20 protein-coding genes and 1 rRNA gene are annotated in these 26,593 nt (G+C 61.9%); 3 read left to right on the top strand and 18 right to left on the bottom strand.

What is annotated here, in order from left to right; translation table 11 throughout:
• Positions 1-36: 36 nt before the first annotated feature.
• The 13 genes from LPT13_RS05325 to LPT13_RS05265 form a co-directional block, all read right to left on the bottom strand.
• Entirely contained in the window at positions 37-1,122 is a 1,086-nt protein-coding gene (locus LPT13_RS05325) for an acyltransferase family protein (protein ID WP_242164349.1), read from the bottom strand.
• A 54-nt stretch (positions 1,123-1,176) separates the two neighbouring features.
• Positions 1,177-1,518 carry a DUF2304 domain-containing protein gene (locus LPT13_RS05320; protein ID WP_242164347.1) on the bottom strand — a complete coding sequence of 114 codons (342 nt, stop codon included), beginning with the start codon at positions 1,516-1,518 and terminating at the stop codon, positions 1,177-1,179.
• Complete coding sequence (locus LPT13_RS05315; RefSeq protein WP_242164345.1) at positions 1,518-2,201, bottom strand: glycosyltransferase family 2 protein; 684 nt, start codon at positions 2,199-2,201, stop codon at positions 1,518-1,520. Before LPT13_RS05315 ends, LPT13_RS05320 begins: the two co-directional genes overlap by 1 nt.
• Before the next feature lie 104 nt (positions 2,202-2,305).
• Positions 2,306-4,471 (bottom strand): DUF6541 family protein, encoded by a 2,166-nt coding sequence (locus LPT13_RS05310; protein WP_242164344.1) that lies wholly within the window; start codon positions 4,469-4,471, stop codon positions 2,306-2,308.
• Positions 4,472-4,498: 27 nt separating this feature from the next.
• Positions 4,499-5,581: an acyltransferase family protein gene (locus LPT13_RS05305; protein WP_242164342.1), complete on the bottom strand. Its 1,083-nt coding sequence runs from the start codon at positions 5,579-5,581 to the stop codon at positions 4,499-4,501.
• Positions 5,574-7,613, bottom strand: coding sequence for a DUF6541 family protein (locus LPT13_RS05300; protein ID WP_242164339.1), 2,040 nt, complete (start codon positions 7,611-7,613; stop codon positions 5,574-5,576). Before LPT13_RS05300 ends, LPT13_RS05305 begins: the two co-directional genes overlap by 8 nt.
• Positions 7,614-7,668: 55 nt before the next feature.
• Entirely contained in the window at positions 7,669-8,658 is a 990-nt protein-coding gene (locus LPT13_RS05295; protein WP_242164337.1) for a glycosyltransferase family 2 protein, read from the bottom strand.
• Positions 8,659-8,703: 45 nt separating this feature from the next.
• Positions 8,704-9,696: a glycosyltransferase gene (locus LPT13_RS05290; RefSeq protein WP_242164335.1), complete on the bottom strand. Its 993-nt coding sequence runs from the start codon at positions 9,694-9,696 to the stop codon at positions 8,704-8,706.
• Between the two features lie 44 nt (positions 9,697-9,740).
• Positions 9,741-11,855, bottom strand: coding sequence for a glycosyltransferase family 2 protein (locus tag LPT13_RS05285; RefSeq protein ID WP_242164333.1), 2,115 nt, complete (start codon positions 11,853-11,855; stop codon positions 9,741-9,743).
• On the bottom strand, positions 11,840-13,114 hold the full coding sequence (locus LPT13_RS05280; protein ID WP_242164331.1) for a LicD family protein: 1,275 nt from the start codon (positions 13,112-13,114) through the stop codon (positions 11,840-11,842). The genes LPT13_RS05285 and LPT13_RS05280 overlap by 16 nt, the downstream gene beginning before the upstream one ends.
• Positions 13,115-13,155: 41 nt before the next feature.
• Positions 13,156-14,187 carry an acyltransferase gene (locus tag LPT13_RS05275; protein ID WP_242164328.1) on the bottom strand — a complete coding sequence of 344 codons (1,032 nt, stop codon included), beginning with the start codon at positions 14,185-14,187 and terminating at the stop codon, positions 13,156-13,158.
• Positions 14,184-15,353 carry a glycosyltransferase family 2 protein gene (locus LPT13_RS05270; protein WP_242164326.1) on the bottom strand — a complete coding sequence of 390 codons (1,170 nt, stop codon included), beginning with the start codon at positions 15,351-15,353 and terminating at the stop codon, positions 14,184-14,186. Before LPT13_RS05270 ends, LPT13_RS05275 begins: the two co-directional genes overlap by 4 nt.
• A gap of 8 nt (positions 15,354-15,361) precedes the next feature.
• On the bottom strand, positions 15,362-16,456 hold the full coding sequence (locus LPT13_RS05265) for a glycosyltransferase family 2 protein (protein WP_242164324.1): 1,095 nt from the start codon (positions 16,454-16,456) through the stop codon (positions 15,362-15,364).
• A 209-nt stretch (positions 16,457-16,665) separates the two neighbouring features.
• Here LPT13_RS05265 and LPT13_RS05260 point away from each other — a divergent pair, with 209 nt between their 5' ends.
• Positions 16,666-17,388, top strand: a complete 723-nt coding sequence (locus LPT13_RS05260; RefSeq protein WP_242164322.1) for an ABC transporter permease — start codon at positions 16,666-16,668, stop codon at positions 17,386-17,388.
• 15 nt (positions 17,389-17,403) lie between these two features.
• Positions 17,404-19,215, top strand: a complete 1,812-nt coding sequence (locus LPT13_RS05255) for an ATP-binding cassette domain-containing protein (protein WP_242164320.1) — start codon at positions 17,404-17,406, stop codon at positions 19,213-19,215.
• Here LPT13_RS05255 and LPT13_RS05250 read toward each other — a convergent pair.
• Together LPT13_RS05250 and LPT13_RS05245 are read right to left on the bottom strand one after the other, a co-directional pair.
• Complete coding sequence (locus LPT13_RS05250; RefSeq protein ID WP_242164318.1) at positions 19,202-22,033, bottom strand: YfhO family protein; 2,832 nt, start codon at positions 22,031-22,033, stop codon at positions 19,202-19,204. The genes LPT13_RS05255 and LPT13_RS05250 overlap by 14 nt on opposite strands.
• Entirely contained in the window at positions 22,020-22,982 is a 963-nt protein-coding gene (locus LPT13_RS05245; protein ID WP_242164316.1) for a glycosyltransferase family 2 protein, read from the bottom strand. Before LPT13_RS05245 ends, LPT13_RS05250 begins: the two co-directional genes overlap by 14 nt.
• A 162-nt stretch (positions 22,983-23,144) precedes the next feature.
• Between LPT13_RS05245 and LPT13_RS05240 the strand changes: the two genes are divergently transcribed.
• A complete protein-coding gene (locus LPT13_RS05240) occupies positions 23,145-24,323 on the top strand; it encodes a glycosyltransferase family 4 protein (RefSeq protein ID WP_242164313.1) in 1,179 nt (392 codons plus the stop codon).
• Positions 24,324-24,338: 15 nt separating this feature from the next.
• On the opposite strand, the gene LPT13_RS05235 is transcribed toward LPT13_RS05240, so the two are convergent.
• The 3 genes from LPT13_RS05235 to rrf form a co-directional block, all read right to left on the bottom strand.
• Complete coding sequence (locus LPT13_RS05235; protein WP_242164311.1) at positions 24,339-25,352, bottom strand: glycosyltransferase family 2 protein; 1,014 nt, start codon at positions 25,350-25,352, stop codon at positions 24,339-24,341.
• 3 nt (positions 25,353-25,355) lie between these two features.
• The gene (locus LPT13_RS05230; RefSeq protein WP_242164309.1) at positions 25,356-26,249 is read right to left on the bottom strand and encodes a glycosyltransferase; all 894 of its coding nucleotides are present in this window, start codon (positions 26,247-26,249) and stop codon (positions 25,356-25,358) included.
• Positions 26,250-26,477: 228 nt separating this feature from the next.
• Positions 26,478-26,591 (bottom strand): 5S ribosomal RNA (rrf, locus tag LPT13_RS05225).
• Positions 26,592-26,593: the final 2 nt, after the last annotated feature.

The following is a 26,593-nucleotide window of genomic DNA, read 5'->3' as shown; positions in this document are numbered from 1 at the left end:
AACGTCAAAATCAACGAAGAAGGCACCACGAGAGCGCTAGGGCTCCGCAACCTCCTTCGCCAGCTCTCGATCCCTTCGTCCTTTCAGACGACTTAGCACCCGACTCACATTGAGGTCGATCAGCCGATAATTGAGCAACCCCCCCCCGATAGCCAAAATCGAAGCGAGGAGAGCGTTGATCCAAGGCACTGCCATTGAGGCAGGAAGGAGCATGACGAGTACTTGTTGTATTGGCCAACCCCACAGGTAGATTCCGTAGGAGTACTCCCCGCGTCTGGCGAAGTTGGCCATGCGGGGCTTGAGTCCGTAGCCAAGCCAGAGGAGAGCATAGGGGAATGCCAGGAGCATGGCGAGCACATCCAGTCCCACGGCGACGAGAATCGCGAACAGAGCCAGCGAAAGCCACCCAAGCAGCGGCGTAATGCGAATGTCATCTCGATATACGTAACAGGCGACGCCCAGATAGAAGAGGAGGATCGCTCGCACGACACTCAGCTGGTAATAGTCGAAAAACGCGAAATAAACTATGGCAAGCCCTGCCACGGGAAGGGAGGCAATGGCAAAGGAACGCCTGGTGAACCGCGTCCACCTGAAACAGAGAAAACAGAGGATGTAGCAAGCAAACTCAACAGGGAGCGTCCAGAGGGGTGCGTTGACGACCGGCCCGTAGGGATTCGCCTCAAACACGCCCGGCAGATCATGCTGCAGCACAAACACGCCGTTAAGAAGATAGCGATAGGTCTGTTCGTTTGCGAAATAATCACTGAGAGACAACGTCGTCAATATGGGGCCAGCTATAAGGGCCAAGACCAGAACAACAAAGACGAGCTGAGGCATGATGCGAAGAAGTCGCAGCTGGAAGAAACGCCCCGCATGAGGGTGAGACTCACAGCTCTTGGCAATGAGAAGCCCTCCTATGAAGAAAAATACACCCACGGCAAGACCACCTTCGCTCAGGCGGTCGTCAGTCAGCCCCGAGAGAGGGGTATGGGAATTCGGTCCCAAGCAGATGGAAAACGAGTGGGAGAATATGACGGCAAGCGCCGCAATAAAGCGGATGAAGTCAAGGTTGTTGTCCCGCGATTTCACGGAAGCAGAAAGAACCTTAAAGCCCTTATCCATTCAAAACCTCCGAGGACACGGGGAAGCACGCCGGAGCGACCCCCTGCACGCCGATCATCGATCCTCCACGCCCTTCTCCTCGTCCTTCATCAAGGCTATCTCCTGCACCAGGTAGGTCACTTTGCTGCGGAGCCTGGCAATCTCCACCGAGGCGGTGAACTCCTTGATGAGCAGGATGGCCACGATGACCAGGAACACCAGGTTGGCCGGAGACTGCACGTCGAACACATCAGACAGCCAGAAGGCTATCTGGGGGAAGATGGCCAGCAGGAGCAGGCACGCGACGAACAGGAACCAGAACACCGTGTCCGACGTCTTGATCTCGGACTTTCGCACCTTCAGGATGACGAAGGCCAGGGTGAGGGCCGCACCGGCCACCAGGAGCAACGTAAGCACTAGCTGGGATCCTTCCTGAACCACTGGACGAGCAGAATGGAGAAGCACACGCGCAGCATATAGGAGATGGACTTGGTGAAGTTGAGGTAGCTCTCCCCCGCCACCCGGTCGCGCATCTCCACCTGGACCTCGGACACCTTTGCCCCGTTGCGGGCGACGAGCGCGATGGTGTCCGGCTCGGGGCTGTAGTCAAGCTCGTTGGCGAACAGGGGGATCATCGCACGATCGAACAGGCGCATGCCCGAGGTCGGGTCCTGGATGCGCTCGCCCGTGGTGAGGCGGATCATGCCCGTGATGAGCGCCGAGCCCATCATGCGGGCCGATAAGGGCTTCTTCTGGGCGCAGAACCGCGAGCCGATGACGATGTTCGAGCCCGTCTCCTGCGCATGGCGCACCATGGGCAGCACGTAGGCGGCCGAGTGCTGGCCGTCCGCGTCGAACTGGACCGCGTAGTCGTAGCCGTGGCGCAGGGCGTACTTCATGCCCGTCTGGAACCCGCCGGCCAGCCCTAGGTTGACCGGGAGGTTTATGCAGTTGTAGCCGCGCTCCCGGCAGATTTCGCCCGTGGAGTCCTTCGACCCGTCGTTGATGACGACGTAATCGACCCCCGGCGCGTTCTCGCGCAGGTCCTCAACGGTGGAGACGATGTTCTCCTCCTCGTTGTAGGCCGGAATGATCGCCAAGATCCTCGGTTCCATGTGTTCCCCGTACCCCGCAGACATCAGGACTGAGGCGCCAAAAGACGCCGACTTTATATTGTAGTATGACAGTCAACCCATCCATGGCGTCATCGGGAGGTTTCCACAGTCTCAGGTTCTCCCTCACCCGCAGGATCCTCAGAAGGGCTCTCCGTCATCACCTCATCAACCGCCTTGAGCAGCGAGTCGCCCTCGAGCGCCGCCGCACCGTCGATGCGATAGAGACGCATGTTGCCACGGGCCAGCACGAGCGTGAAGCCCGGCGTTCCCGGGCCGATGGAGCTGATGCCCTCCCAGCGCTCGGGATAATAGGCGGGGCCGAAACGCCCCACGCCCCGCCCGTCAGCGCTGAGCTGCAGCACGTAGCGGGCGTGGGTCTGGCGCACCGCCTCCTGCACCGCCGGGTCGCTGGCGTAGAGGTTCAGGTGCTCGCGGATGACGCGGCTGGCCTCCGTCTCCCCCTCATCCTCTCCGTAGCCGCTCATGTAGCGGTAGAGCAGGTGCAGGCCGTCCACGCCGTAGAGGTAGAGCGATCCGTCGTAGGGCTGGTTCACCACCACCGCATCGCCGACGATGGCCTTCACCTCCTCGGCGAAGGCCGCCTTGTCCTCACCGTAGGGACGGCGCCACTCCGCCTCGTCCTCAGAGGCCGGCGGCTCGTTCTGCTTCTCCAGGTACTCGAAGGGGGTCTCCAGATGCCGGTCGCTCCCCTTCCCCTGCTCCTCAGGCACGAAGTAGGCGCCGCAGAAGCAGCCGATCCCCAGGGCGATGGCGCAGCCCAAGCGCACCACCGGGCGAAGGCGGCCACGTGCCCGGCAGGTGAGCAGGCGGTAGGTCGCCGACAGGCCGAGCGCCGCGAGCGGCATGGCCGCGAAGGCCAAGAGTGCGCCCACTCGACAGGGATCGGTATACCAAAAGCCAGCCAGCACCTGCTTGAGATTGCCATCTGTAGCAGTTGCCACAACGAAGATAACAAAGGCAAGGGCGTACGATACCGCAAGCCATGCAGTACGCGCGCGACGCAACGCGCATGCTGCACCGACAAGAACGAGGAAGGCAAGGATGATCTGAGGCGGATTGAAGGCCAGAGAGAGGGTGAGGGCATTATATGCCGCCTCGCCCACCGTCGCATAGGAGGCCCAGTGGTACGTCACCACGCTCCGCAGAAACGGTGCGCCATAGAGTGCCAGCCAGATGCCCGCGATGGCCGCAATAGCCGCAACCCCCGCAAGACCCTGGATCGCCGCCCGCATCGCCCCATCAAGAGGAAGGCTTCCCGCTCTTCGCACGACGAACCACACGCAATATGGCGCCAAGAACACCGCTGCGGAAAAGGCGGCATTCGGCTGGAGGACGCCGACGGCCACGAGGCACAGGGCGAAGGGCACGCCAAGCTGGCGTCGGTGAAGATCATCCTGCCGCTCAGCAGCCGTCAGGAACAAGAATGCGAGGGAGGGCATGACCGCCGTGGCGGCTCCATTGGGAAACAGCTGCCAGCTCGTATAGAGCGCCCATGGATAAGCGACAAAGCACAGGGACGACATCGCCCCCAAAGCCACCGCCGAATCACGGCCAGGAAAAAGAGCGCGCATCAATGCGAACATTCCAGCCGGAAACACCGCACCAGCGAAAAGCGCATTGACGGCATTCGCCGCCACAACTACCGGCACTCCAGCGATATCAGACGCAAGAGCCGTCACCACGTGCCATCCGGCGGGGTAGAACCCACCGCCGGGGAAAGGGTCAGCCGACAGATCAGCCGATGTCTTGTACTGGCTCACATCGAGAAACGACCAATCCTTAGAATCAAGAAAAGCACGTACTGCCCCGAAGTGAAACGCGTTATCCCATGCCTGGGTGGGCATCGCCGGATCCGCAAGCGGCTTCACCAAGATGAGAGTAGCGACCAACACACCAAACGTCACGTAGAGACCCAACTCCCAGCCTGCCGATGACGGCAAGCGTGCCGCCGAGCACGCGCCAACACCCAGTAGGCCGCGGCAAGAGAGAAGACGCAGCAGCCCATGGCAGGTTGCCGCAAGGATCATGGCAGCTCCCAACAGCAGAGCGCCCGAAAGAGGAACCTTGGCCAGCGAAAAACCGAGTGCCACGAGGCAATAGAGCGCAATAGAGCATCCTGGCGCCGTCGCCAAGACATAGGGCCACGGCATTCGCCCGCCACGACATACCACCGCTCCGGGAGCTGCTAGCAGCGCCGCCCCCAGAGCGAAGCAGAAGAAGAATTCAGCCCACACTCACGCTCGCCTCGTCTCGCCCTCAGATCACCCTGCACGCAAAGGCAGAGGGGCTGGCTCACGCGGAACCAGAACCCGATAGACAGGAGGAATCAAAAGTCGCACGATAGCAAGAGCCGCTAGGGGCCAGAGCACGTTAATCGCGAGCACAACCAGATGGGCCGGCGCTCCAACCCATCCAAACGCCTCGAGAAACGCGTAGAGGTGCCCCCATGGCCACACGAAGTCCGCCATCGCGTGAAAAACGAGAATGCCCAAGGTCAACTGGCCATAATAGTTGAAGAATCGAGCAATTGGCCTCATGAGCCTTTCCAGGCCAAAGGACGCGGCTACGGCAACATACGATCCCGCGAAGGCGCCCGCAAAGGCAAGCGCCCCCCCGTTTATCCCAATTTCCACCACGTTTACCGCCGTGCCCTGATAGATGCAGTAAATCCAGACAACGAAGGCAACCGCGCCCACGACCAACCCTTTCCTTGACGCCAGATGCTCGATCATCTGGCGTTGGCGCACGACGTATCCCAGGTAGAGAAAGAGCGAGCAGAACATACCCGGCTGCAAGGAGAGGGGCAGCCAAACGAAGCGGGAGGAAAGCCAGCCCGCAGCAGAAACGGCAAGGATGACGGCTAACGGAAAGCGAGTGTTCAAAGCACCCCTGAGCACGCAGTAGCCGAAGAAGAGCGCAGGCAGGAACCACAGGGCGCCAATCTGATGAACGACCAGCGGCTCCCCATGATAGGTTCCCGCCCCCCAAAGCGAAGCCTTGATGATGTAGACAGCCCGGGCGGGAAACTCAGGGAGCCAACCCACAATTGCAAAATAGGCAAATGACGCAATGAGTATGCCTGTGCATCCCAGCAAGTATGGCAGAAGAAGCTGCCGGGCCTTGCCGAGCAGAAATTCAGGCCAGGTTCCCTTCACGGAGAAGAAGAACCCACTCATGAGGAAAAACAGAGGAACATGGAAGGTATAGACGACCCTGTTTATCGTCGCGATGCCGAAATGGCCCGCCACGATGCACACCATGGCGATGCCGCGCGCGACGTCCATGTAACCGAGCCGCACTTTCTTCTGAGATGAAACCTGCGCCGCCGGGCAGCCCTCAGTCATCGTCCGATCCTCCCTTATCTCTCGACAAACGATAGAGCCTCATGTCGTCCTCCGCCAGAACAACCTCGAGCCCAGGCGTTTCGTCGTTGATTTGCGTCAGCCCCTCCCACTGGACGGGCAGATATACCGGAGAGAACCAGCCGATAGGCGCCTCGTCGTTAAGTACGAGGAGGTACCGGGCGCCAAGCGCCTCAACCGCCTCGGCAACGTCGTCATCAGAGCCGATCCTTGCAAGTCGCTCTCGGATCGCAAGGCTCTTCGGCGATTCATACGTGGCCCCGTACCCTCCCATGTCACGATAATAGGTTCTCAACCCCGTCGCGCCATAGGCGTACATAGATCCGTCGAAGGGGTTATTGAGTACCAGGCCGTCATCACCCACGATGGCCTTTGCCTTCTCCACGAAAAGCCTCTTTTTTTCGCCAAAGGGACGGTCGTCGCCTGTCGACGCATTTGTCTCCCCCTGCTCGAGAAGGAAGGAGTAGTTCGTCGTCCCCTGAAAAGAAACCAGATAAGCGCCGGCGCAGGAGGCAGCGCCAACCATGAAGGCGAGGAGGGTCGCACCGACCGCCTTCCTACGGGGAATGGCAAGAGCAAGCCCCTTAGCCACCACAGCGGCCCCAAGCGCAGCAAGCGGCATTCCGCCAAGGGCAACAAAGGCACCTACTCTATAGGGATCGGTATACCAGAAGCCTGAGAGGAGATGCCGCGCCTCCCCCTCCAGGGAGGCAGCCGCCACAAAAATGACCACCGCGAATATGAAGGAGAACGGCAGCCAGCGCAATGAGGAATCACACAGCGATCGGGCCATCCCCAGAAAAACAAGTGCCGAGAGAATCCACTGCGGGGGGTTTCCCTCGACCGCAAACAACAACGCGTCCGCAACCGCGCGCGAAGGCTCAAGCGTGGTCACCCACTGAAAGTTGACCACCGCTTGCAGGAACGGAGCCTTGTAGAGAGCAACCCAGATGCCCGCTACGAAAGCAGTGGCCACCACCCCAGCCAGCAATCTCAGAGCGCAAAGACGCCAACCTCGAACCTTGATCTTGCCCGCCGCAAAGACTGCCAGGCAAACGCAGTAGGGAGCCAAAAGTACAGCCGCGACGAAAATGCCGCTTGGCTGGAGCAAGGCAACGGCCACGCACGAGATTAGAAAGACCACAAGATAGCCAGCTCTTCTCACCTGAGCGAATCGAGAGAAGAAGCCCACGAAACAGAAGACAACGGAGGGAACGACGCTCAAAGCCGAACCGTAGGGAAACAGGGGCCAACTCATGTAAAGCGCCCAAGGAAAAGCGGCAAACGCCGCCGAGACGAACGCCCCCGACAAAACAACGAGACGTCTCTCAGGAAACAGGGCCGACAGAAGCGCAAACATGCCCAGGGGGAACACGAGCGAGCAGAAAGCCGTATTCACCACGTTGGAGGCCAAAGCCGGGGAAGCTCCCGTCACATCGGAAACCAACGCCGCCATCACATGCCACGCCGCAGGATAGAAACCCGCGGTACTTAAGGGATCAAGGGCGGCGTCCTCACCCGTTCCGTACTGCCCCATGGACAGAAAAGACCAGTTGCCCGAGTCGAGAAACGCCCTTACCGCACCATAGTGGAGAACATTGTCATAGGTTTGCGTAAGCGACTCGGGACCATCGAAGGATCTCACGAGCAGCCCCACGGAAACAACGAAACCGAGTAGCAGATAGACAGCCATCTCCCATGAAGGCAGAGAGCCCTGGAGCCGACGATCGACCCAGAACGACGAGAGCTCCCCTCTCCTCCAAGCAAGGCAAAGTGAAGCGACGAAGGACAGCACCCCAATCGCAAAGGCGAGACCGGCAACGACGAAGCCATTTGCCGAGACACCCGCCAGCGGCAAGACGGCCCCTATCAGAGTATAGAGAGCAACTGAGCAGCCAGGCGCAATCGCAAGAGTATACACCCACGGAAAGCGAAATGAGCGCGTAATCAACGCCCCCGGCAACAGCAGGATAAAAGCGCCCGCCGCAAAGCAGAGCGCAAAGTTAAGCCACACGGCCGTCCTCCCTCTTGTCAGCCCATTTGCCGAACTAGCTTCTCGGCGGCAAGGCCTACCCGAAAACTCGAAGCACTTTGCATAAGGCTCGTCTTACCACACCCGTGTTTCGGCGCATCACTTCTTTGAGATCGACCCCTATCTTGCTCGAACGCGTCACTGCATTGTAGTCCATGCGTTTGACCATATTCGTTATGGCCTGCCGAGCCACTGGGTCGTCACCGAATTCCTCTTCGAGCATATGCGCATAGTACAAGCCGCGATTGTAGTGCCCTTCCAGGATCTTCGGATCTGAGATACCGAGATTCGCCAAGATTTCATCCATGTCGAACCAGCGATTCCAAATGATCGAAGGATCCTTCACGTTGCTCGAAGACCCCACGTTGAACTCACGATAACAGTAGACCGGCTCGTCCACATAGACGATGGATTTCGCCTGAGCGAGGGTTTCGATCAAAAAGGGATTGTCAGCCCAGCCAGCACCCGGAATCTCCCTCATCCTGATTCCCTTGCCGACGAGAAAGTCCTTGCGATAGACAGCCGACCAGATGCTTGGATGATGATAGAGAAACTCAGCGTCATCTTTGAGGGTGAAAGGCGCCCCCACCTTCTCGACGCAGTGCAGGTAATTAGCCGGCAGCAGCGCGCATTTGCCGTCCGCGTCTGCCGGCAAGACCCGCCAATAGGCGCCCTTCACAATATCCGGCGAACCCGTCTGCCGGGCAGCGTCCATAAGAAGCTCGTATGCGTTCGGAACAAGGTAGTCGTCGGGCTCAACGATGCCGACATACTCTCCCCTAGCGCGATCAAGCGCATAGTTAACGGCGGCGCCGTATCCCCCATTCTCCTTATGCAGAACGACGAAGCGCTCGTTAAGCGCGCAGAACTCGTCAAGAAGCGCGCCCGAGCCATCAGTGGATCCGTCATCGACGCACAGAACCTCATAGTCCTCAAAGGCCTGAGCGACAATGCTCTCCAAGCACTGTCGCAGATAAGGCTCCACGTTGTACACGGGAATCAGAATGGAAAGCGAGGGATTTGTCATGTCTCTCCTAAAGTCAGCGATCGCCATGGGAAAAGGCGCTTGAAATCACATGCCCTTCTCGAGGTAGCCATCGCAAAACGTCTCGTAGTCGTCCATCATCACTCCGAGCATATGCCAGTCCTCAGGGTAAAAGAATCCCTCTTTGAGCGTCCCCTCATCGCGGGCGCGGGCGAACTCGGCCGCCATCTTAGCGCCGAACTCACGACGGGCATCTCCCGTCAAGCGGTTATAGTTCCATCGATACGTGCAGAACTTGACCAAATTGAGCGTATCGGCAAACGCCTCCGCCCTCTGAGGATCGCGCGCCATGAAATCCTCGGTAAGAGCATACTCGTCGCAAACCGCAAATACCTTCGCCGCCGACTTAACAGAGGATCCGCTGTTGTCCACTCGGTAATGGAGGAACCCCTTCTTCAGTATCGCCACACGCCGGGCAGACATCCAAACCTGGTGGACAAAAGAAGTGTCCTGGTAGGAGGCACCCGGCGTCTCGTTGAAGCGAATGCCGTTCTCCTCAATCAGAGAGCGCCGATAGATGGCGGCCCATATAATGGGGATGGTGTTCAGAATACCTCTGTCGCACCTCGGGTCAAAGACCTTCCGATAGGGAAATCCCGCAAAGGGCTCCTGGAAGAAATCCCCGGCCTCATCGCTGAATTCGAAGTAGTTGGACTTGACTACATCGCAATCGTGCCGCCGAGCGAACCGGTACATCGACCGAAACATATCACGACTCGCATAGTCATCCGACTCCACAATGCCCACATACTCTCCCCTTGCCGCCTGAAGGCCACGATTCATGGAGGCGCCGTAACCGGAGTTTGCCTTGTCAATCACCTCGATTCGAGCGTCGCGAGCAGCGTAGTCGCGCAGAATATCAGGGGACGAGTCCGTCGAGCCGTCGTTGATGCAGATGATCTGTATGTCCTTGAGGCTCTGAGCAAGAAGGCTGTCGAGGCATTGCGGTAAATAGCGCTCCACGTTGTACACGGGAACGAGCACCGAGACTTTGGGAGATTGACCGTTGCGAGAAAACACTGTCGATTCCTTTCGTTTGTTAGCCCAGCACGCAAGCCCTCCGCCTAGCGGTGCCTGGCTCGTCTTTCCTTCAGAAAGGCCACGGCCTTTCGAGGCATGCAGGTGACGGCCCTGCCCACCCTAAAGCTCACGGAGCTGTTGAAGTGATCGAGACGACGGTTGAGTAGCGCCACTTCGGCAGCCTCATCGCCCACTTGAAGAAGGTTGCGCTGGTTCGTGGAAAGCACCGTCTCCAGAAGATCGGCACCGTGCTCTTCATCGAGAGCCTGGTAGTCTTCCTCTGACAGCAGACGCGCCCAACGACCCTCCTCACCATCGAGACTCGCGCAGGCCCCAGCGAGGCAGAAGCCACGAGCGGCCTCATAGGCCGCCCGACGCGAGGCGTCGCCAAAGACAAGGCCCGTCACCAGCATAAGGTAGCGAACAACCGCACGACAAGCATCATCTTGAAGGAGATCACCGTCGGCGCCGGCGTTTGGTCGAACGACAGCGCAAGCTCCCGAACTGACCTGATCAACCAAGCGAAAGGCAGCATCCGCGTCAAGACGCATTGGAAGAACTGTCACGAACGGAATCATCGTCTGCATCAAACGCTGGCTTCTAAGGATCGCCAGCAGGGCAACGGCCTGATAGCCGGCGCACGATTGAAGCGTCCCGGCGCATTCCCTCGCCAAGTCGATGCGGATAAGTTTGTTGAACGGCGCAGCTGAGCAGGAAAGGATCGCAGCTCCCCGCAGCTCCTCAGCCGAGAAAACCGCCTTCTCCTCAATTCCAACCTCAGGATCGGGCTCAAAGCGACAGAAGGGATCGCAGGCGTGCAGCAACCCAGCTGAGTCGGCACCCGCCACGACATCCGGGTCAGGAGTGGGCCGGGATCGCCCATCTTTAGGCGCAGCAGGATCGTCGAGAACAGCCGCGCATCCCAACAAGAGCTCAAAAGCTCGCGGCTCATAGGAAACCGCGCTGGAAACGCCTATCACGTATCGCCCTCGAGCCTCGGAGAGAACGCTCGCCATGTCACAGGACGCAACAGGACGAATGCGCTGATCAGACCGAGCAAGCCCTTCGGCCCAGGAGGGAATCTGACCGCCGTCCGACAGCACGAACACCTCTATTCGCTGCATGGTTTGCCCCAATATCGACGTAAGCGTCGCCTTACCCACGCCGCCTCCGCCCTCGACGAGAACGGTGACCAAGGGGTCATCCGACCTTGCAGACTCAGCATCGAGCAGGAAGCTGACTTGACGGCCAATACGCGGGTCAAGATCGACGTCAGCCAAGTCGGTGTCCCCCAGAACGGCCTCGAGCTCCCGACGAAAGAGGGGAGCCAACCGCTCACGTTCATCGAAGCACACCTGCTCCGCCTCATCGTAGAGAAGGGGAACCCCCCATGACACGAGATCTGTCTTCCAGCGGGCGGCCCACCCCTCACGACTCCACAGGCCCCACACGTGCTTCACCAAGTCGAGGTGCAGCCACATCCGCCGGTTGTGATCTTCCGCCGTCGTTCCCATAGCCGAATCTTCCCGCATACGATAGAAGTAGAACGGCGCAGGAACGAAGGCGACAACATCGGCACGGGGAAACACCGAGAACTGGAAGGCATTGTCCTCGCCCAGAATAAGTTCCTCATTGAAGCGCAACCCCCCCTCGACAAGGAGGGAGCGCCGGTACATCTTGTTGCACATGAGGGGATGACTGCCCGCCTCGAAGAAAAGCGCCGTCACCGCATCGCCACGATACACCCGATCATTCTTGGCAAAACAACGATCTGCCCAAAACGAGGAGGGGAACGACTTCCCCCCGAACACGACGATCTGGGCATTCTCTCGAGCAGCCGCCTCGACAAGCCGGGCGCACGCATCGTGGGTGATATAGTCATCGGAGTCCACGAACATAACGAACTCGCCACGGGCTGCAGCCATGCCGTCGTTACGCGCCGCGGCGACGCCGGCATTCGCCTTGTGGATGACGGCAAATCGCCCGTCACTCGCCGCATACTCATCCAAGATGTCAGACGAGCCGTCCGACGAGCCATCGTCAACGCAAATGACCTCAATATCACTAAGGGTCTGACCTCTCAGGCTATCGAGACATCGGCGCACGTAGTCCTTAACGTTAAAAACCGGAACAATAATGGAAACTACTGGCTTTGACACAGGCCGCCCTCTTCCTCTGGTCGCATGCCCGCCGAAGACGGGTTCGCGGAGCCCTCCTCTGCCAACCTTTCCATGAGAGCCCGCGTGGCGGGATCCCCGAGGGCCTCGCGGGAGACGTGAGCCGAGTGCGTCTTCAAATCCGCCGGGAATGCGTAGATATCCCCGTACCCCTCCTCAAGCATCTTCAGGGAACAGCGGGGAGCATAGCACTCCACCCCCTCGAATTCGACGCGCTTCAAGGGGAAAACATCCTCGTAGGGACATACCCATTCACGGGCAGGATCGTCCATGTTGTCCGCGCCCCAGATGATTCCTCGCGCCGACCTCTCGTCAACGCCGACGCCCACATCGCGCACGGCTTCCACAAGTTGCTCGAAGCGCAGGCTCACCCCCTCCATGAGAGGATCAGCCGCGGGGAGATAGCCGACTTCACGCCATCTAGCCAGGCCCCCATCGGACTCCAGCTCCGCCACCATCTTACGACGCAGAGCACCCTGCGCGTCAAAGACCTCACGCGAGACGTCGTTCGTCAGATCGTAGACAAACAGATCGATGAAGCAAGGGATGGCAGGATCGGCGAAAAAGAACCGGATCTGATGGCAGTGCACATACACGTCAAAGACGTCAGTTATGCGGTAACGAGAATCCTCTTCCACCATCTTCCGCAAAAGGGCCAGGTCATCCCTTAGAATTCCCACATCGAGATCGTCATCCCACGGAACAAAGCCACCATGGCGCTCGGCGCCGAGTTGCGTCCCGAAAGCTATCCAATATCGGATACCGCCCGCAAGGCAGAGCGCATCGAACTCCCGCAGCAACTGCGAAGAGGCGAGCTGATGCAGACGCAGCCCCCCTGTAGCCGGTGGCATTTCGCGGAAAAGACGCTTCTTTGCATCAAGAAGCGTCTCCCCCTCTCGTCGATACCCGTCCCAGAGCACCATAGACGAAAACGCATCATGGGCATCAAGGGTTCCCTCCACCTTCCGCAGAACGGGGAGGGTGCGCTCCTCGAACTTGTAGTCGATATTTCCATTTATGCCATAATCCGCCTGCTCAACGCGGGCATAGAGGGCATCAAGACGCTCGGAGTGACCATCCATCCGCTTCGATAAAGTGCCAATCTCCTCCGCGATCATACGGCGGAAATCGGCCTCCCTCCTACCCTCCTCGTCCAGCGTTCTGCAAACATGCTCCTCAAATGCATGAAACGAACGTGAGGACACCGGTAACAATCTTTTTATCGCGTCAAACACCAGCACATGCCCTTCCTCGTCTGTAATACATCGCGATCAACGCGTCGCTAGACCGCAGCCCTACGCCTCGCCCTATCGAGCAACCTCTGGAGGGGCCCGACAACCAGGAGATCGGCAAGCACCGAGAGCACCAAGGACGCAGCCAGGGTGACGATCGTGAAGCCCATCTGAGCAAAAATAGAGACGATGCCACCATAGCCGACGAAAGGAGCCGAAAGGGGGACAAGCAGCATGACATGCACCATGTATACGCTAAACGATCTTTTCGCAACAACAGCACACGCCCTCTCAGCCAGCGGAAACCGCTCCAGAACACGCCGTCCGGTCCTCGCTATAAGCACGAAGAGACCCACACTGTAGATTGTATAGAGAGGCGAGACGTCGTAGGCCCCTACGCCATATCCTCCCGCAACGAGAAGAACGCTCGCCAAGAAGCAGACGGCCGACAGAACCATGAGGAGCCAAAACCGTCGATCCGTGCTAATGATACGATCGAGAACGGCGCCGAGGCAAAAAGTGAAGAAGAAGCCTTCGAAGGGATAACCCCAGGAAAAGCCAATTCCTATGTTGCCTGCTATTGTCCGCGCAACAGAGAACCCGAAGCCCAGAATGATGAAAGCCGCGAGCGTGCGATCCCCCATTCGATCGAATGCCCTCCCGAGAAAGGGAGCCACGAGCAAAAAGCCCACAAGCGAAAACATAAACCAGTAAGCCATCCCAGCATAACCGCCCAAAGCACCAACGAGAAAGGCCTTGAGCGTGGCAACGATGTCATATGCCGGATAGCTCGAGTACAGCGTGAAGGCAAGAAAAAACACAAGGACGGGAATGAGGATGTTTCGCACTTTCTTGAAGTAGTAGGCGCCGATCTTCTCATCAGGAATCACCCGAATATTGAGTTTGCCCGAAAGCAGGAAGAAGAGCGCATTAGCCGATAGGAACAGGCTTCTTCCCGTCAAGTCGAACACATACCCGCTCCTGCTTGCAACATCGACCACGAAAAGCGTGTGGACAGCCACGACAAAGATCATTGCGATAACCCGCACCACATCAAAGCCCGGATCATGCGTTCCCCTCATAAGCACCGTCCTTGTCCCTCCCCCGCCTCCGCCCGAAGCGACTCCAACGCCTCACGGCGACGCCCGGCGTCCTCTTTCTCCCATGAATCCCGATCGGCAGCATCGACAGATGGCCCCACCCGACCAAGCAGCCGCTCATGAAGAACCTTGGCAAGCCGGGCAAGAGTCAAGCGGCTAAGATAGTAGCGGATCTTCGCCAGACGCCCCCCTGACGGAGGAACCCCAGCGAAGGCAATCGGCCTCGCCAAAACATGAAAGCGCGACAAAGCGGCAAGACGACGCGAGCCCTCCTCGCCGAAAGCATTTGCCCATAAGTCGCGAAGTCGCGCTGCAGCCTCCGTGCGATGTGGTTCAGGAAGTTTTGCCAAGTCAAGCAGCAGAAATTCAGCTGACCAATCAAAGAGCTCCTGCGGCCAGCGCTCTACGAACCCCCCCTTCGCCCAGTCATCGAAGATAAGCTCAACCGTGAAAAGATGGTCGCCAACCTGCCCAATGTCAGACCGGAAGTACTGATCCATGAGCGAGCCCTCACGTTGGATGCGGTACTTCACCAGTTTATCCGCCAAAAGTACTGTCCGCCGCGAACGGGGGTACAGCGAGAAGAGGAACACCTCGTCCTCGCCGTTAGAGAGACGCTCGTCATAGGCAAGGCCGAACTCCCCGAGAAGGCTTCGGCGAAACGCAACACGCCAGGCAAAGGGATGAGTCTCTTCCTCGAAAAGCATCTTGGGATCGAAACCCTCGTACTCGGCAGCACGAGGACTGAGCACACGGTCCAGCCACGGATAGCCCCTAAACGACGGATATGCCTCACCGCCGAACACCACCACGTCAGCGTCAGTGTGATCGAAGGCTGCGGCGATCGTCTCGCACGCTCGCTCGTCCATGAGGTCATCTGCATCGAGAGAGCACACGTAATCCCCTGTTGCATACTTCATGCCAACGTTGCGCGCGGAGGAGGGGCCGCCATTTGGCTTGTCAATCACCACGACGCGCGAATCAACGGACTCAAGAAGGGCGAGGACGTCCCTCGACCCATCGGGAGAGCCATCATTCACGCAAATAATCTCGATATCACTGAGCGTCTGCCGACGTACCGAGGCAACGCTGAGCGCCAGATAGTCTTCAACGCCATAGACGGGAATAACGACGGACAGAAGCGGCACGGCACACCCTACCTACGACTCAACCGACTCTTAAGCACATGAGCGACCAGGGATGGTCCACCCGCGCGCCAACAGCGAGCGAGAATAGTCAGCTTGCTGTCACGACCGCCCGATGCACGACGCCGACAGAAAGCAGATGGATCATCGATTACCGCCTGTCGCTCGGGGATCTTCCACGGCTCGAACAAGGAGAAGTCCACAACACCCGCCTCATCCTCGCGGCGGAAGTCCTCCGCCATGCGCTGGGCAAACTCCTCACGCAGAGCAGGCGTCAGCCTGTCGAAATTCCACAAATATGAGTCATAGCGCATCTTGGCAAGAACCGGCAGGAAAAAACCCGCGTCAAACTCTCGCTCCTCCACATAGCGCAGCATCTCTTCATACTCGTCGCACACACAGAACACCTTACCCGGCGCATTCACCGACGACGATTCGTTATCCTGCCGATAGTGGAGAAAGGCCCTATCGACCAAGACCGCCTGTCGAGCGCAGGCCCATACCTTGAAGTTGAAGGCGGAGTCTTGATACGAGGCTCCCGGCGTCTCGAGGAATCGAATGCCGTTTTGCTCCAGAAAGGAGCGTCTGTAGAGCGCTGACCAGATGGAGGGCTTGAGGAAGAACACCTCTAGGCAATCACGAGGATCGACCATGCCAGCCATTTCAGGCCCAACCCAGCCAAAGCGTTCATCGCGCGGCTCGGGCTGCGACCAATGCAGGTAGAAGTCGGCTTTAGCCACCTCGGCATCCGTATCTCGAGCCGACCTGTAAAGCATCTCAAGCGCATCGGGGTCGAGAAAGTCGTCGGATTCCAAAATACCCACGAACTCGCCACGAGCCACCTCAAGTCCTCGATTCATGGACGCCCCATAGCCCGAGTTTTCCTTATCGATGACGCGAAAGCGCGAATCAGCGGCGGCGAACTCCTCGAGGATGGCGCGAGAGCCGTCCGTCGAGCCATCGTTCACGCAGATAATCTCAATCTCCTCAAGTGTCTGCGTACGCGCGGACTCCAGGCATTCCCTCAGGTACCGTTCGACATTGTAGACGGGCACCAGAAGGCTTACCCTGGGAGACGAACGATCATCAGACTGCACGACGCCCACCGCTCCTCCTCATCTCTCTCGTTCCTTTGTTTCTCTTAAGGATACCAGCATTGCTCCTCCCCTGCTGTTTTTCTCGAAATAGGCACCTTTCCCATGAGCTGCGATAGAATGGAATGCGATACCCAATTCGACCCATTGAGGAGCCCATGGCTTTTTCGGCAACAGACAAGGCGGCGCTTAACCGCAACTGGTTCACTATAACGTCCCTCGTGACTAAGGACTTCAAGCTCAAATACCGCCGCAGCGTCTTGGGCATCGCCTGGTCGGTGCTCAACCCCCTGCTCATGATGTGCGTGCTCTCCGCTGTGTTCAGCACGTTCTTCCGCTTCCAGATCGAGAACTTTCCCCTCTACCTCATTCTCGGCAACACCATCTTCGCGCTCATGTCGGACTCCACCAGCAGCGCCATGAGCTCCATTATTGACTCCGCACCCCTCATCAAGAAGATTCGCATCGAGAAGCTCATCTTCCCCATCGAGAAGGTGCTCTTCACCCTCGTGAACTTCGTCATTTCTCTTATCGCGGTCGCCCTCGTCATGGTCTTCTTCCGAATTGTCCCCACGTGGAACCTCCTCCTCCTACCCCTGCTCATCGTTTACGTGACCATCTTCAGCGCGGGTATCGGGCTCATCCTCGCCACCCTCGCCGTGTTCTTCCGCGACGTCTTGCACTTCTGGAGCGTCATCATAACCGCCTGGACCTATGCCACGCCTCTGTTCTACCCCATCGACATTCTTCCAGACTGGATGCTCGCATTCGAGAAGTTCAATCCTATGTACCACTATGTCACCTACTTCCGAGACATCGCCCTCTGGGGCAACACCCCCGGCTTGGGAGAAAACCTGATCTGCCTTGGCATGGCCCTCGTCATGCTCGTCCTAGGTCTCGTGATCTTCAAGAAGAACGAGAAGAAGTTCATCCTCTACGTTTAGAGCACAGGAAGAAAAATGGCCGAGAACATCAACACCACCTCCCTCCAAGACCTCTCCCATCCGCCGATGGAAGAGACAGGGCGCCCCGTCATGATCTCGGTCGACCATGTGTCCATGGTGTTCAACATGGCAAGCGAGCAGTTGAATAACTTGAAAGAGTACGCCATAGCGCTCGCGCAGCATGAACTGCGGTTCAAGGAGCTCAAGGCCCTCGACGACGTGTCGCTCGAAGTCCGGAAAGGCGATGTGTTCGGCATCCTTGGCACCAACGGGTCAGGGAAGTCCACTCTGCTCAAAATTGTCGCCGGAGTACTCGAGCCGACAATGGGGACCTGCGTCATCAACGGCAACATCGCCCCCCTCATCGAGCTCGGCGCGGGCTTCGACCTCGAACTTACCGCCCGGGAGAACATCTACCTCAACGGAGCCCTCCTTGGCTATCCGAAGAAGTTCATCGAGCAGCATTTTGACGACATCGTCTCCTTTGCAGAGGTTGAGCAGTTCCTCGACATGCCCATGAAGAACTATTCGTCCGGCATGGTAGCACGCATCGCCTTTGCCATTGCCACCATCATCGTTCCGGAGATCCTCATCGTTGACGAGGTGCTCTCCGTCGGCGACTTCATGTTCCAGCAGAAATGCGAGCGCCGCATCCAGGAGCTCATCAAGGAGCATGAGGTCACCGTCCTCATCGTCTCCCACAATAATGATCAGATAGAGCGCCTCTGCAACAAAGCCATCTGGATCGAGAAGGGGCACCCCCGCCTGATGGGCAGCGCCCAGGATGTCTGTCGAATCTACCGGGTGCTCGGAGGACACACCGGCTCTGCGGCCTCCGAGCAACGTGTTTTCGACATGCTCGACCGTGATGTGGCCCCTCGCAAAGATCTGGTGAAAACTCTTTCAGCCGACGATCGCTACGGAAGCGCCGTTAAACTTGCGGAGCTCTGCTACGGGGGGCCATGCGACACAATCGTTCTCTGTGCCGGTGAAGATGCCTCCGCCTGCCTCATCGGGGCGAGCCTCGGGAGTGCTCTCGGCGCCCCGCTCTTGCTCACCCGCGGCGAGGCCCTTCCCGACGTGACCGCCCATGCCTTGCGCCAATACGACGCGAAGCGCATCATCGCCCTCGACCGTGGCGAGCATCTCTCCCCTGCTGTTTTGGCTAGCCTTGAGGGAGAGAACGGCGAACACGAGATCACGCTTCTGCGCAGAGAATCCATCGACAGCCTAGCGCTAGCCGCCCATCGCGCGTCCAACCAATGGGGGGACACAGCGGTCATCACCTGGGACGGCTGCACTGGCGACATCATCTCGCTCCTCCCCTTCTCGCAGGATAGACGAGCACCGCTGTTCTTCAACCAGGGAAACGGCGTTATCGCCCCCGATACGCTTACAGCACTCACCTCGGGCGCATTCCGGAGCCTCATCGTCCTCGGAGGAAACGTGTCCTTCCCCGACAGCTGCCTTGAACCGTTGCGCGAAGCGGGACTTGAGATCATCCGATTCTGCGGTAAAGACGCCTACGACGCAAATGGGCTCATTGACGATTGGATCATCACGCAGCGAACCCAGCCAGCGCGCAACCTCATCGTCTCCTCAATCTGGAACCCCTTTGATGCGCTCACCGCGGGCCCCTATGCTGCCGCATCCGACTCCCTCATCGTTCTGGAAGATCCCGGCGACCTCGATAGCGTGGCGAGGGCCATCGACTACACCGAGAGAATGGCCGCCCACGTAGAGCACATCACCTTCCTCGGGGATCACACGCGTTTCCAGGAGCTGGACAAGGAGATCCTCGCAAAGGCCGCGTCTACAATGATCTAGCACCCCGCCGTCCCCGAAGGGCCAGCGTCACCACGGCCGCGAGCGCCACGGCCGACACCGCGCAGCCCGGCACGAGCCCCGGGGTGAGGTAGGTCATCTCCACCCGGCTCTCCCCTGGTCCAACCGGCACGCCGGTGAGCGCGCCGCCGGCGATGTCCGCCGTCTCCACCACCTGGCCGTCCACGCGCGCGGTCCAGCCCGGGTCGTTGGGCACCGACACCATGAGCAGGCCGCCTTCGGCGCCCGCGTCCACCGTGCCGGCGATGCCGGCGCCGGAGAACGCCTCCACCTCCAGCGGATGGGCGCCCAGCTCGCCCACGAGCTCCTGGAGGGCCTCCAGGTCCAGGCACCACAGCAGGCACGTCGCCGCGTCCTGGGCCTGCCGCGCCTCGGCCGCGTCGCCCGCCAGGCCCTCGCCCTCGTTCGTGAAGGCGAGCGCCACCGACACCTCCGCCGGCTCCTCGGTCACCCCCGTCAGCGCGTGGACGGACTGCTGGAACCGCGCGTTCTCCAGCACCGGCTCGCCTCCGTCCACGGAAAGCTCGCACTCGCCCGCGCGCCGCGACGCCTCCACGTAGGCGTAGCCGATGGCCCCCGCAGGCACCTGGGCCCGCCACCGGCGCGTCCCGTCAGCCGCCGCCTCCTCCACCGCCTCGCAGGGGCGGAACAGCTCGACCGGCCGGCCGACGAGCGCGCTCGCGAAGGCGTTCTGCCGCGTGAAGGGGTCGCCCAGCTCATCGAAGGTGAAGCCCTCGGCGTCAGCGCTCACCAAGTAGCCGAGGGGCAGCGCGTAGGGGTCGCGGTAGAGCCGCGCGCCGGTCAGGGCAGATGTCTGCGCCGTGGGCACGAAGCCGGCCGGCTCCGTCTCCGACCAGACGTAGCGCACGCCCAGAAGCGCGTCGCTCGGCAGGATCGGCTCGGCATAGCGCGTGGAGAACTGCCCCTCCTGGCTGTAGCCCAGCGAGTTCAGGAAGTAGATGGCCGCACCGTCATGGGCCGAGCAGTAGGACGACAGGTCCCGGTAGCCCGTGGCGAGCCCCTCGTTGAGCGCCACGTCGATGGCCCGCGTATAGGTCTTGGACACCCGGTAGAACCCCGGGTCCTCCGCCGCGAGCGCCGCCTGGGCCGAGCGCGAGTCGGCCGCGTAGGCGTCCTGCCCCTCCTGCGAGAACACGCCGTAGAGCTGGCTCCAGGCCAAATGCGCCCCGAAGAGCAGCTCGGCGGCGACCAGGACGGCCAGCCCCGCGGCGAGGAGGCGCCGCCTCGCCGGAGCAGGCGCCCCGCCATCCCCGGCGCCGGAGGCGAGACGCGCCGGGGGCAGTCCCCCGCACGCCAGCAGCGCCACCAAGGCCGCAGACGCCACGTCCATAAGCGCCGCGTCTCCCGGCAGCTGCCCCGCGGCCGCGAGCGCCGCGGACAGGGCCGCCACCAGCCCGGCGCCCACCCAGACCCGCTCACGTGGCAGGCGCCCGGCGCGCCCCTCGGCCAGGGCCGCGGCCGCCATCCAGACCAGCAGGAACACGAAGAAGAACCCGATGCGGCTGTAGAACCCGTTAGGCGCCCTGAAGCCGCACCACACGCAGTAGAGCACCGTCACCCACACGCTCGCCAGCAGGGCGAAGCCGAGCCACGCCGCCGCCACGCGCTTGCGCGGGTCAATCGCGCGGCACCCGAGGAAGGCCACGGCCAGCACCAGGGCCGCGGCCCCCGCCGAGACCTGCGGCACCTCGCTCACCCGCCAGCCGCCCGTGAAGAGCCCGGCCAGCAGCTCCCCGAAGGCGCACGTCACGCCCAGCAGGTGCGTCTTGGCCAGCGCCACCAGCGCGAGCGCCGCCAGGGCCAGAAGCCCCGCCGCCAGCCGCGGGCGCAGCCGCCGGCGCTTTGGCGCCCGCGTCCAGCGCAGCGCCGCCAGGGCCGCCCCGACGCCGACGGCCGCCAGGGCGAGCATCGCACCACCCAGCTTGAGCGCCGTCGCCCAGCGCACGCCGCCCGCGGCCGCCTCCCCGGCTATCCGGCCGCTCACGTCCCCCGTCATCGCCAGCACGGTCGGCAGGAACGTGAACGCCGCCAGCGCGAGCGCGCCCGCCATGGCCGCTGCGAACCGCGCCGCCGTGCGCGCCACGCCCCGCCAGCCGAACCCCGGCTCGTCCACGCAGCGCAGATAGCACTCGAACACGGCGTAGCAGCACAAGAACAGGATGGTCATGTAGCCGGTGTACCAGCACACGATGATCGAGGCCGCCGTCGCCCCCACGAGCAGCCGCCAGCGCCCCTCGCGCACGAGCGCCCAGGCGCCCGCCGCCATGAGCGGCAGGCAGATGAGCGCGTCGAGCCACAGCGGGTTGCGCAGCTGGGTCGCCGTCCACGACGACCAGGTGAACGCCAGGGCCAGGGCCAGGGCCGCTCCGCGGGAAAGGCCGAAGCGCCGCCGCAGGAACCACGTCATGGCCAGCTGCACGCATCCCAGCTTGAGCGCCGTGATCACCCAGGTGAACAGCGTCACGCCCTCCACGGGGAACAGGGCCACCAGCAGGTTGAAGGGGCTCGCCAGGTAGTAGCTGTACAGCCCCCAGGTGTTCGCCCCGAGCGCCTGGGCCGTCGAGTAGAGCAGCGACTCGTCGCCCAAGAGCACCGCGCGGAACCACGTGAAGAAGTCGACGTACTGGTAGAGCAGGTCCTCGGTCAGAAACGAGGCCGGCCCGAACGGGTACACCCCGCCCCATGCGCTCAGCGCCGCGAGCATCGCCACGGGCAGCGCGAAGCCCAGCGCGGCCCAGCCCACGGCCGTCGCGACGCCCCGCGCCCTAGCAGCCGTCATCGTCGCTGCTCTCCCGCACCAGGTAGAGGGGCCGCCCCTTCGCCTCCAGGTAGGTCTTGGCCAGGTACTGCCCGATGATGCCCAGGCAAAACAGCTGCAGCCCGCCCACGAACAGCACGATGCACGCCAGCGACGGCCAGCCGGCCACCGGATCGCCGAACAAAAGCGTCCTCACGACGATGACCAGCGCGAACACGAGCGAGAGGATGCACAGGACGATCCCCGCCAGCGACGCCATGGAAAGCGGCGCCGTCGAGAACGCCACGATGCCCTCCAGCGAGTACTTGAACAGGCCCCAGAAGCTCCACTTCGTCTCGCCCGCCACGCGCTCGACGTTCTCGAACGGCAGCCAGCGGGTCTTGAAGCCCACCCAGCCGTAGATGCCCTTCGAGAACCGGTTGTACTCCCCCAGCTCCAGGATGCCGTCCACCATGCGGCGGCGCATGAGCCGGAAGTCCCGCGCGCCGTCCACGATGTCGGCGTCGGAGAGGCGGTTGATGATGCGGTAGAAGGCCCGCGCGCAGAACGACCGCACCGGCGGCTCCCCCGCCCGGTCGACGCGGCGCGTGGCCACGTTGTCGTAGTCCTCCTCCAGGAGGATGCGGTACATCTCGGGGAGCAGGGCCGGCGGATCCTGCAGGTCGGCGTCCATGGTTGCCACGTAGTCGCCGCGCGCGGCGCGCAGGCCCGCGAGCAGGGCGGCCTCCTTGCCGAAGTTGCGCGAGAACGACACCCAGCGCACCTCAGCCCCCGCCTCGCCGTCGGCGGCGAGCGCCCGCATGGCGCCCAGGGTCCCGTCGGTCGACCCGTCGTCGACGAGCACCACCTCGAAGGACGCGTCGCCATGCTCCTCCCGCATCCCGGCCATCACCGCGGCAGCCTCCGCGAAGAAGGCGGGCAGGCTCTCCTCTTCGTTGTAGCAGGGAACAACCAGGGAAATCAGGGGCATCGAGGGGTCTTCCGTTCATCCGTGGCACCCGCATCCGGGGCCGTCGCCGAATTGCTCTATTGTATACCGCGGCCGCGCGGAATAGGCAGCCTGATAGAGTATAATGCTTGTTTCGACACAGGCTCGCGACCCTCGGCCGCTCAACGACAGGAGACCTTCTTCATGGACTGGTTGGAATGCGGGGTGCTCTTCACCGTCGCCCTCATCGCAACCATCGCCCTCACTCCCCTGGCCAAGCGCCTGGCCGTGCGCCTTGACGCCATCGACTACCCCAGCTCGCGGCGTGTCAACAACCGCCCCATCCCCCGCCTCGGCGGCGCGGCCATCCTGGGAGGCCTGTTCGTCTGCCTCCTGGTGCTGTTCGTTGGCATGCGCTGGGCCGGGTGGCGCACCCCGTTCGTGTCCTACCCGGGCATGCCCATCAATTACCTCGTGATGCTCGCGGGCGTGCTCTTCATGTTCGCCGTGGGCTTCGTCGACGACGTCATCAGCCTGCGCCCGCGCATCAAATTCGCTGGCCAGGTCGTCGCCGCCACCATCGTGGCCGCGTCGGGGCTTCTGCTCTCGAGCATCCACAACCCCTTCGGCCCCGGCTTCATCGAGTTCGGCTGGCTCGCCTACCCGCTCACCATCTTCTACCTGGTGGCCTTCGCGAACATCATCAACCTCATCGACGGCCTCGACGGCCTGGCTGCGGGCATCTGCGCCATCAGCGCCTCGACCATCTTCATCTTCGCCATCATCACCCACCGCTACGACGCGGCGGTCTTCAGCATCGCGCTGGCGGGGGCCTGCATCGGCTTTCTGCGCTACAACTTCCACCCGGCGTCCATCTTCATGGGCGACTCGGGCGCCCTCACGCTCGGCTTCGCCCTTGGCATCGTCTCGCTCATGGCCATCGCCCGCTCGGCGCTGTTCATGTCGCTGCTCGTGCCCGTGCTAGCCGCCGGTATCCCCGTCCTCGACACCGCCTTCGCCATCATCCGCCGCGTGCGGGCCCACAAGCCCATCGACGCGGCCGACAAGGGACACATCCACCACCGCCTCCTCCAGGCCGGCTTCAGCCAGCGCAAGACGGTGCTCATCATGTGGGGTTGGACGCTCATCCTGGCCCTCTGCGGCATCTTCATCACCGAGACCACCGGCGTCATGCGCATCCCGTTCATGCTCATCATCCTGGGGATCACCATCTACATGGTGGTGAAGCTGCGCCTGCTCGACCCGGTGCTGCTGCACCACTACCATCCCCGCGGCCGCAAGGACTACCTGCCCGACCAGCTCGCCTCGCGCAGGGCCGAGGAGGAGCGCGCCCGCCAGGAGAACGGCGACGCGCGGCGCTAGGCGCTCAGGGCCGCCCTAGCGTCCCCGTGCGGCCCTGAGCGCCGCCACCGCCCGGTAAGCCGCCACCCCGAGGGGGTAGGCCAGGTAGCCGGTCTTCCGGATGACCCAGATGCTCTTCTTCCAGACGGCGCCGTAGACGCCCGGCTGCTCCGCGCGCAGGCGGCGGTCGAACGCCCGCATCTCGGCGAAGGCGCCCTCCTTGAAGCCCAGCGCCAGGTATATCTGGTACTGGTTCTGCACGAACAGGGCGATGCCCCGGTCGAGGTACGCGCGATGCCCCGCATCCGCGTCCGCGCAGCGGTCGCTCAGGGCGAAGAGCGACTCCAGGATGCGGAGGTGCTCGCCCCGGCGCGCCGTGAGCGACTGGATGTCGACGCTCTGCCCCGCCCGCCCCAGGCGGTACTGGTACACGCAGTGGTCGTCGTAGGCGACCGTCTCGCAGAACGGGATGGGCAGCAGGGCGTACTCCGCGTCCTCGTAGAAGCAGTTCTCCGTGAGGCGGATGCCGTTCTCGCGCAGGAGCGCCGTGCGGATGGTGAGGGAGTGGATCTTCATGACCTCCTCCGCCGCGGCCACGTCGAAGCCGAGGCTTCGCCCGTAATGGCCCGCGTCCCGCGCCGCGTGCCGACGCTCGATCAGGCGGTAGGTGCCGTCCTCGATGCAGTTGTAGTCAGAGGCCACCAGGTCGGCGTCGGCGCAGCGGAGGAAGCCGATCAGCCCCGCGAGGGCCTCCCCGTCCACCCAGTCATCGCCATCGACCACCTTCAGGTACCGGCCCCGGGCCTGCTCGACGCCGAAGTTGATGACGGAGCCGTGGCCCCCGTTGTCCTTGTGGAAGACGCGGAAGAGGTCCGGATGCTGGAAGCGGTAGCGCTGGGCCAGGGCCAGCGACCCGTCCGTGGCGCCATCATCGACCACGATGACCTCCAGGTCATCGCGGGCAGGGCACTCCGCGAAGCTCGTCAGGCACTGGTCGAGGTAGCGCTCGACGTTGTAGGCGGGGACGATCACCGTGAGCAGCTTCTCCACCTCTCAGCCCCTCCTCCGCAGGATCTTGTAGAAGGCCTTCCTCAGCGACCGGGGCGCGTAGACCATCGCCGCCGTCGCCGCGCAGGCCTGGAGGTACTCCGCCGGGTTGAGGAGCCCCCATTCCCGCTGCATGCGCCGTAGCGCCAGGTAGCGGCGCCCGTAGTCGTCGCCGCCGCGCCGGTCGTAGAACCCGCTGTCGCAGCGGGCGCGCACCAGCACGTCCGGGATGTTGTCGAGCACGAAGCCCTGGGCCAGGACCCGGCTCCACAGCTCGTAGTCCTCCAGGCCGGGGAAGTGATGGTAGTTCCCCGCGGCAAGGATGTCCGCGCGGCGCATCATGACGGTCATGTGGTTCACCGGGCAGCGGAACTTCGCGTAGGAGCGCAGGTCGTCGCCCCCGGGGATGGTTTTGGTGCCCTTGGTGACGTCTCCATCGAACTCCTCGATGGCGCCGCCCAGGACGGACACGTCGGGGTGGGCCTCCATGAACGCGAGCTCCTTGGCCAAACGATCGGGTACGGCGATGTCGTCCGCGTCCATGCGCGCGATGTACGGATTGCGGCAGAGCGCGACCCCGGCGGCGAGCGCGCGGCCGAGCTGGACGTTCTGGGCGAAGCGGCCTATCACCAGCTGCGGCGAGACAGGGGAGCCAGAGGCGAGAACCCGATCTCGGCGCGAGGCGATGGACGCGGCGTCCTCATCGACGGACAGGTCGACGACGCAGGGACTCTCGCCATACCCGGCGACGACCTCCTCCTGCTCCGGCGTCAGGGGCCCGTCCTGCATGAGGACGATCTCGTCGGGCAGCAGCGTCTGGCCGACGATGCTGTCCAGGGCAATGCGGAGATGAGCGGGGTTCGCCCCGCTGTACACCGATATCAGAACCGAGATTCCCATGAGTGCCGAGTTTCCCTCTCCCCATCTTGAGCAGGCGGCCCAGGGCCGCAGACAGTATTCTAGTACAGGGGAAGAGCAGGGCGCCTCCGAGGGCCCCAGCCCACCAAAGACCCAGAAAACAAAGAAGCCGCCCCCTGGGCGGCGCGAGCGGGGCGGCGGGCGCGGGCGGCTGGGCCCGAAGGCAAAAAGGCCGCCCGTCGGGCGGCATGCACGCGGAAGCACCCCCCATGAGCGGAACGCCCTACCCTCCCACGGGCTACCCCGCAGTACTCTCGGCGATGGGGGGCTTAACTTCCGGGTTCGGAATGGGACCGGGTGATCCCCCCCTCCATGGTTCCGCTCAT

The sequence above is a fragment of the Adlercreutzia faecimuris genome (genome assembly GCF_022669055.1).
GTDB classification, from domain to species: domain Bacteria; phylum Actinomycetota; class Coriobacteriia; order Coriobacteriales; family Eggerthellaceae; genus Enterorhabdus; species Enterorhabdus faecimuris.
The sequence above is the reverse complement of the archived record's forward strand: the minus strand, read 5'-3'. Positions and strand labels throughout refer to the sequence as shown.

What these genes read in the sequence shown, in the direction of transcription:
- LPT13_RS05325 (WP_242164349.1), bottom strand. Translation starts at nt 1,122, where the DNA reads ATGGATAAGGGCTTTAAGGTTCTTTCTGCTTCCGTGAAATCGCGGGAC.
- LPT13_RS05305 (WP_242164342.1), bottom strand. Translation starts at nt 5,581, where the DNA reads ATGACTGAGGGCTGCCCGGCGGCGCAGGTTTCATCTCAGAAGAAAGTG.
- LPT13_RS05295 (WP_242164337.1), bottom strand. Translation starts at nt 8,658, where the DNA reads ATGACAAATCCCTCGCTTTCCATTCTGATTCCCGTGTACAACGTGGAG.
- LPT13_RS05275 (WP_242164328.1), bottom strand. Translation starts at nt 14,187, where the DNA reads ATGAGGGGAACGCATGATCCGGGCTTTGATGTGGTGCGGGTTATCGCA.
- LPT13_RS05255 (WP_242164320.1), top strand. Translation starts at nt 17,404, where the DNA reads ATGGCCGAGAACATCAACACCACCTCCCTCCAAGACCTCTCCCATCCG.
- LPT13_RS05250 (WP_242164318.1), bottom strand. Translation starts at nt 22,033, where the DNA reads ATGACGGCTGCTAGGGCGCGGGGCGTCGCGACGGCCGTGGGCTGGGCC.
- LPT13_RS05245 (WP_242164316.1), bottom strand. Translation starts at nt 22,982, where the DNA reads ATGCCCCTGATTTCCCTGGTTGTTCCCTGCTACAACGAAGAGGAGAGC.
- LPT13_RS05240 (WP_242164313.1), top strand. Translation starts at nt 23,145, where the DNA reads ATGGACTGGTTGGAATGCGGGGTGCTCTTCACCGTCGCCCTCATCGCA.
- LPT13_RS05230 (WP_242164309.1), bottom strand. Translation starts at nt 26,249, where the DNA reads ATGGGAATCTCGGTTCTGATATCGGTGTACAGCGGGGCGAACCCCGCT.